General features: G+C 70.1%; 5 protein-coding genes. 1 reads left to right on the top strand and 4 read right to left on the bottom strand.

Annotated elements, in window-relative coordinates:
• From VIR15_RS01820 to VIR15_RS01805, 4 genes are all read right to left on the bottom strand, one after another.
• Positions 1–2,281, bottom strand: a 2,281-nt coding sequence (locus VIR15_RS01820) for a DEAD/DEAH box helicase (RefSeq protein ID WP_331925762.1), incomplete at its 3' end; no start/stop codon positions are given.
• A gap of 83 nt (positions 2,282–2,364) precedes the next feature.
• Entirely contained in the window at positions 2,365–3,228 is an 864-nt protein-coding gene (locus VIR15_RS01815) for a hypothetical protein (protein WP_331925761.1), read from the bottom strand.
• A 116-nt stretch (positions 3,229–3,344) separates the two neighbouring features.
• The gene (locus VIR15_RS01810) at positions 3,345–4,085 is read right to left on the bottom strand and encodes a phosphotransferase family protein (RefSeq protein WP_331925760.1); all 741 of its coding nucleotides are present in this window, start codon (positions 4,083–4,085) and stop codon (positions 3,345–3,347) included.
• 10 nt (positions 4,086–4,095) lie between these two features.
• Complete coding sequence (locus VIR15_RS01805; protein WP_331925759.1) at positions 4,096–5,187, bottom strand: FUSC family protein; 1,092 nt, start codon at positions 5,185–5,187, stop codon at positions 4,096–4,098.
• Positions 5,188–5,260: 73 nt separating this feature from the next.
• Between VIR15_RS01805 and VIR15_RS01800 the strand changes: the two genes are divergently transcribed.
• Positions 5,261–6,257 (top strand): carbamoyltransferase N-terminal domain-containing protein (locus tag VIR15_RS01800; protein ID WP_331925758.1); only part of this gene is annotated, 997 nt, incomplete at its 3' end.

The raw sequence follows: 6,257 nt of genomic DNA, 5'->3' as shown, positions 1-6,257 counted from the left end.
GGTCGGTCAGCTCGGCGACGCGAGCCTCGAGCTCCCCGAGCGACTCCCAGTGGTCGCGCGAGGCGAGCTCGACCCGGTGGAACATCGCGTTGCGGATGAGCACCGTGAATGCCCGCTCGTTGGCCGTGATGGGTCGGGTGGGTGGCGCGACCTCCGCCTCCCGGGACAGTGCCGTCGACACGGCCTCCGACGGGTTGACGAGGTCCTCCCACTCGTCGAGCAGGCTCGAGTCGGTCTGCCGGACCAGCTCGCCGAGCCACTCGATGATGTCCTCGAGCTCGTCGCTGCGGTGGGACTCGGGGACGGTGTGCCGCAGCGTCCGGTAGGCATCGGTGAGGTAGCGCAGCACCAGCCCCTCGGAGCGCGAGAGGCCGTAGGCCGAGACGAATTCGTTGAACGTCATGCCGCGCTCGTACATCTCGCGGACCACCGACTTCGGCGACAGGGCATCGGCCGAGACCCACGGATGGGTCTGCCGGTAGGTCGCCAGCATCGCCTCGAGCAGGTCCCCGAGGGGCTTGGGCCAGGTGACCTCCTCCAGCCGCTCCATCCGCTCCTCGTACTCGATCCCGTCGAGCTTCATGGCCGCGACGGCCTCCCCGCGGGCCTTGTGCTCCTGGGCCCAGAGGACCTGGCGGGGATCCTCGAGGATCGCCTCGATGACCGAGACGATGTCGCGCGCATAGGTCTCTGACTCCGGGTCGAGGGTGTCCATCACCGCGAGGGCGAAGGGCGCGAGCGGCTGGTTGAGCGCGAAGTCGCGCTGGAGGTCGATCGTCAGCGCATGACGACGCCCGGATGCATCGGCGTTGGAGAGCCTCTCGACGACGCCGGACGTCAGCAGCTCCCTGGCGAGGACGAGCGCATGCCGGCCCAGCCGGCGCTGGTCCTTGTCGTCGTGGTGGCTCTCCCTGATGAGACGCACCGCGTGCGCCACGGGATTGCCCTCTCTGGCCAGGAGGTTGATGAGCACCGCGTGGGACATCCGGAGTCTGGGCTGGAGCGGCTCCGGCTCGGCGGCGATGAGCCGCTCGAACGTCTCGCGCGACCAGCTCACGAACCCCTCGGGCGCCTTTTTGCGCTGGACCTTGCGCTGCTTCTTCGGGTCGTCGCCGGCCTTCTCGAGGGCGCGGAGGTTCTCGATGACGTGCTCCGGCGCCTGGGCGACGACCCAGCCCCGCGCGTCGAAGCCGGCTCGCCCGGCCCGCCCGACGATCTGGTGGAACTCCCGGGCCTTGAGCAGCCGCTGTCTGGTGCCGTCGAACTTCGTCAGCCCGGTGAGCAGGACGGTGCGGATCGGCACGTTGATGCCGACGCCGAGCGTGTCGGTGCCGCAGATGACCTTGAGCAGGCCGTCCTGGGCCAGCTGCTCGACGAGTCGTCGGTACTTCGGCAGCATGCCGGCGTGGTGGACCCCGATGCCGTGCCGCACGAGCCGTGTCAGGGTCCGGCCGAAGCCCGCCCCGAACCGGAAGCCACCGATCCGGTCGGCGATCGCGTCGCGTTCCTGGCGCGTCGTGATTCGGGCGCCGACGAGGGCCTGGGCGCGCTCGAGCGCCGCGGCCTGCGTGAAGTGCACGACGTAGACGGGCGCCCGGTCGTGCTCGAGCAGCTCCTCGATGGTCTCGTTGATCGGCGTCTCGGCGTAGGAGAACTCGAGCGGCACCGGCCGTTCGGTTCCGGTGATGACGGCCGTGGCCCGCCCCGTCCGCCGGGTCAGGTCGTCGCGGAACATCGTCACGTCGCCGAGGGTCGCGGACATGAGGATGAACTGGGCCTGCGGGAGCTCGAGGATCGGCACCTGCCAGGCCCAGCCGCGATCCGGCTCGGAGTAGAAGTGGAACTCGTCCATGATGACGAGGCCGACATCGGCGGCCGCCCCCTCGCGGAGGGCGAGGTTGGCGAGGATCTCGGCCGTGCAGCAGATGATGGGAGCGTCGGAGTTGACCGACGCGTCGCCGGTGATCATCCCGACGTTCTCGGCGCCGAACTGGTCGACGAGGGCGAAGAACTTCTCGGACACGAGCGCCTTGATCGGGGCCGTGTAGAAGGAGACCCGGTCCTCGGCGAGGGCGGTGAAGTGGGCGGCGCTGGCAACCAGTGACTTCCCGGAGCCCGTGGGCGTCGAGAGGACGACGTTGCTGCCACTCAGGACCTCGAGGAACGCCTCCTCCTGGTGCGGGTACAGGGTGAGCCCCTGGTCGGTCGCCCACCCGACGAACGCCTCGTAGAGGGAGTCGGGGTCGACGTCCCGCGGGATGCGCTCGGTGAGGTTCTTCACCCCGCGAGTATGCCGCCTCAAAAACGATGCCGTATGCCGCTGGGCTGGCTTCCCGACGCGTCTCCCCTCGGGCGGCCCCGGGGTCAGGCGGCGCAACCACCCAGTGCGATCGTGCGATCGATCGTGTTGATCTGGTCCTGGACGCTCCGGAGCTCGTCCTGCAGGGCCTGCAACCTGGCAGTCTCGGCGATGATCGCGTCGTTGTTGGCCTTCTCCTGCGCCTCGAGGTCGCGGATCGCCGCTTGCTCGGTGCCGACCTGAACGTCCAGGGACGTGAGCTGGCCGTGCAGCGTGGACAGCTGAGCTTCCGTGGCGGAGATCTCGGCCTTGAGCTGGTTCAGCTGCGTGACCAGGGCACCGATCCGGGTCTGCAGGTCGAGGATGGCACCCTCCTCAGGCGTGGTCTGGCCGCTGAGGTCGGCGAGCTCGGCGACCAGTACGTCCAACTGCGCCTGAACGTCGCTCTCTTGGGCCCGAAGGCTGTCCAGCGCCTTCTGCAGGACGGAGATCTCGCCGACAACGCTGGCCTGCTGCGCGGTGGCCGCGTCCAGAGTGAGGTGCCGCGTCTTGAGGCTCGCCTCGAGCTCGACGCCCTTGGCTTCGAGGTCGGCGAGCTGCTGATTGGCCTGGTCGATCTGCGCCTGTAGATCCGTTCCCTGTGTCTGCAGGGCGGTCCGCTGCGCCGTCAGGGACGCGATCAGGTCCGCGTTCTGCGTCGCCGCAGCCTTGAGGAGGTTGTCCTGCACGGTGCCGCGGGACGCGAGCTGGTTCAGGACTCCGTTGCAGCTGCCGCTGGTCGTGGAGGTCGCCGCGGCAGACGCCGGGCCACCGGAGAAGAGCAGACCGACGAGGGCCGCCGGGACCACCAATGCCGCCGCGGCGCGACGGCCGGATGAGGTCCGCCGTATGACGGGGGCCCTTCTTGCGAACTTTTCGAAACCGGACATGTCTGGGTGCTGCCTTCTGTTGGACACCCCGAGCCATCTGCTTTCCGGGCATCGTAGATGGGCGGGGTCACCTCACGCATGAGAATCGACGTGCTGGCACGGCATGCGGATCGGATTCACAGGTGGGACCTCAGCACGTCGACCTCGCAACCCGGTTCGAACGGGTCGAAGCCGTGCTCGATGAGCCAGCGGATCGCCGTCAGGCTCCGCAGTGACCACCAGCCGCGGATCACGTCGAGGTCGAGGTCCCCGCCGTAACCGGCGACGACGTCGGCGAGGTGCTCCGGGTGTCCGAGCGTCAGAATGGCGAGGTCGAACATGGCGTCTCCTCGACCGGCCTCGGACCAGTCGACCACGCCGGTGATCTGGTCCCCGTCAACGAACACATGGGCGACCTGGAGGTCGCCGTGCACGAACACCGGTGTCCAGGGTCGGAGCGCAGCCTCGGCGATCTCGCGGTTTCGCGTGACCAGCTCAGCGGGAAGGACGTCGTTCGCCAGGAGCCAGGTGCACTCGTGGTCCAGGTCCGTGGTCCTCTCGTCGAGGCTCGCCCCGGGCCACGGAGGCATGGGCGCGTCATGCAGCTTCCGCACCATGGCCCCCGCCGCGCCCCACGCTGCCGACGACGCGCTCGACGGCTCGCCGAGGCGGCCGAGCGCCGTCCCCGGGAGAGCGGCGAGCGCGAGCACGGGCGGCTTGCGCCACAAGACCTGCGGAGTCGGGATCGGCGCCATGGCCATCGCCTCGACCTCGACGTCGGTGCGGTTCTGGTCGGCGTCGATCTTGAGGAACACCTCGCCTACCCGGAGCGTCGCGCAATCGTGATGGGCCACCACGACCTCAACCTGATCGGACATCGACCCTCCGTCACTGGGCACTGGACACGGTCCGCCGGCGGGGCAGGCGGTCCGGGACGAGAAGGAGCACCGCCATGGCGACGAGCGAGCCGACCACCGTCTCGAGCAACCGGTCGCCCAGCAGTGGCCCGACCGGCGAGGGTGCGACGAGCTGTCCCATCATCAGCGCCAGCGGCGTGACGAAGAGCAGGGCCAGGGCGTAGTTCCGCCCGACGAACAGCTCCGCCAACACCTGCAGTGCCGCGATGACGACCACTGCCCACACGCCCTGCTGCGGCGAACGGGCCAGCACGGCTGCGGCGATCCCGATCCCGAGCAGCGTGCCGACCATGCGCTGCAGGCCGCGCACGAGGCGTGAGGCCAGGTCGGGACCGGCCAGGACGACGACCGCCGCCACCATGGCCCAGTACGGGTGTTCCCAACCGAGACCCGTGGCCAACGCTCCTGCCGCGGAGAGTGCCACGACGTAGCGAAGCAGGTGGGCCCGTGACCCGACGGGGTCCAGGGCGTCCCGGAACCGGGGCCTCGGGAGTGATGGGCGCACCCACGAGCCCGGCTCCCGAAGGACGCCGACGTGGCCGACCAGCAGCGAGAAGCCAGCGCTCGCCGCGGCGATCGCGGGGGCAATGATCAGGTCGACGGGCTCAGCCGGGACGATGGCGCACACTGCGAGCCCGAACACGAGGAACAGCGGACCGGGCGGGTGCCACGCGTAGGCGTCGGAGGTGAGCGAACCCCAGGCCGCGAGCAGGGCGCCGACCGGGACGACCAGCCAGCGCGACCCCGGCGCGAGCGACACAGCGACACCAAGGGTCACGGACACGACGAGGGCCAGCCCCGCGATCACCTGCATGCCCGTCCGGTCGGCGCGCGGGTGCGCCCGGCCGTAGAGCGAGGTGAACGCGCCGAAGGCGGCGTACGGCGTCCACTCCGGCCGGCCCACCGAGACGAGGAGGAGCAGCGGGACGAGAACCGAGATGCCGGCCCGCACGGCGACGCGGTGCGCGCCCCGGTGGGGACCGACCGTGACGAGCCTCCGGCCGAGCCGGCGGACGTGACCAGCACCCGACGGCGCCGGACGCGGTGCACCTCCGGACTCCATGGACTTCAACCTAGGCCCCGTCCCTGAGACGCCGAGAAGTGCTTTTCGGCCGAGCATGGGTAGGCACTTCCGTGTGAAAGTCTTGGGAGTCAATGCGTTGTTCCACGACCCATCGGCGGCGCTCGTCGTGGACGGACGTGTTGTTGCTGCCGCGGAGGAGGAGCGGTTCAGCCGACGCAAGCACGGCAAACGGCCGGTGCCATTCTCGGCCTGGGAGCTGCCGGAGCTGTCCATGCGGTGGTGTCTCGAGCACGCCGGCCTCGTGCCGCAGGATCTCGACGCCGTCGCGTACTCCTTCGACCCCCAGCTCGCCAAGCCGGCGGAGGACATGGGGCTCGACGACCCCTGGGACCACCTGAGGCGGCTCTACGCCGAGCGCGCACCCGAGTTCATCGCGTCGGCGCTGCCGGGACTGGACCGGTCCAAGGTGCGCTTCGTCGCGCACCACGTCGCACACGCGGCGTCGGCCGCTCTGGCCGCTCCGGTCCCGCAACCGGGTCGGCCGGCCAGCGTCCTCGTGCTCGACGGTCGAGGTGAACAGGCCTCCCACCTCTCCGGGCGCTATGAGGACGGGCGCCTGGACACGCTGGCGACGCAGCAGCTGCCGCACTCACTGGGCCTGCTCTACGAGTCGCTGACGGAGCACCTCGGGTTCCTCCGCTCCAGCGACGAGTTCAAGGTCATGGCCCTCGCGTCCTACGGTCGTCCGCGGCACCTGGACTGGTTCCGGGACAACGTGTTCGCGACGGAGACCGGGGGATTCGAGGCGCCCATCCCGGAGTGGTCGGAGTTCGCGCCGCCCCGGCCGAAGGGTGACGGCGAGTGGTCCGAGGCCCATGCCGACCTCGCCTGCAGCGTCCAGGCACGGCTCGAGGAGGTGCTCGTGGACCTCGCCACATGGCTGCATGCCCGCACCGGTGACCGCACCCTGTGCCTCGCGGGCGGCGTGGCGCTCAACTGCGTCGCGAACAGCCGCGTCTGGCGGGAGTCGCCATTCGACGAGGTCTGGGTGCAGCCAGCCGCTGGCGATGCGGGCACGTCGCTCGGGGCGGCCCTGCAGCTGACGGCGG

The organism is Intrasporangium sp. (assembly GCF_036566125.1).
Taxonomy (GTDB): Bacteria; Actinomycetota; Actinomycetes; order Actinomycetales; family Dermatophilaceae; genus Intrasporangium.
The sequence above is the reverse complement of the archived record's forward strand: the minus strand, read 5'-3'. Positions and strand labels throughout refer to the sequence as shown.

Bases quoted from the DNA above. Each gene is read 5' to 3' on its own strand.
- VIR15_RS01815 (WP_331925761.1), bottom strand. From the start codon at position 3,228: ATGTCCGGTTTCGAAAAGTTCGCAAGAAGGGCCCCCGTCATACGGCGG.
- VIR15_RS01810 (WP_331925760.1), bottom strand. From the start codon at position 4,085: ATGTCCGATCAGGTTGAGGTCGTGGTGGCCCATCACGATTGCGCGACG.
- VIR15_RS01805 (WP_331925759.1), bottom strand. From the start codon at position 5,187: ATGGAGTCCGGAGGTGCACCGCGTCCGGCGCCGTCGGGTGCTGGTCAC.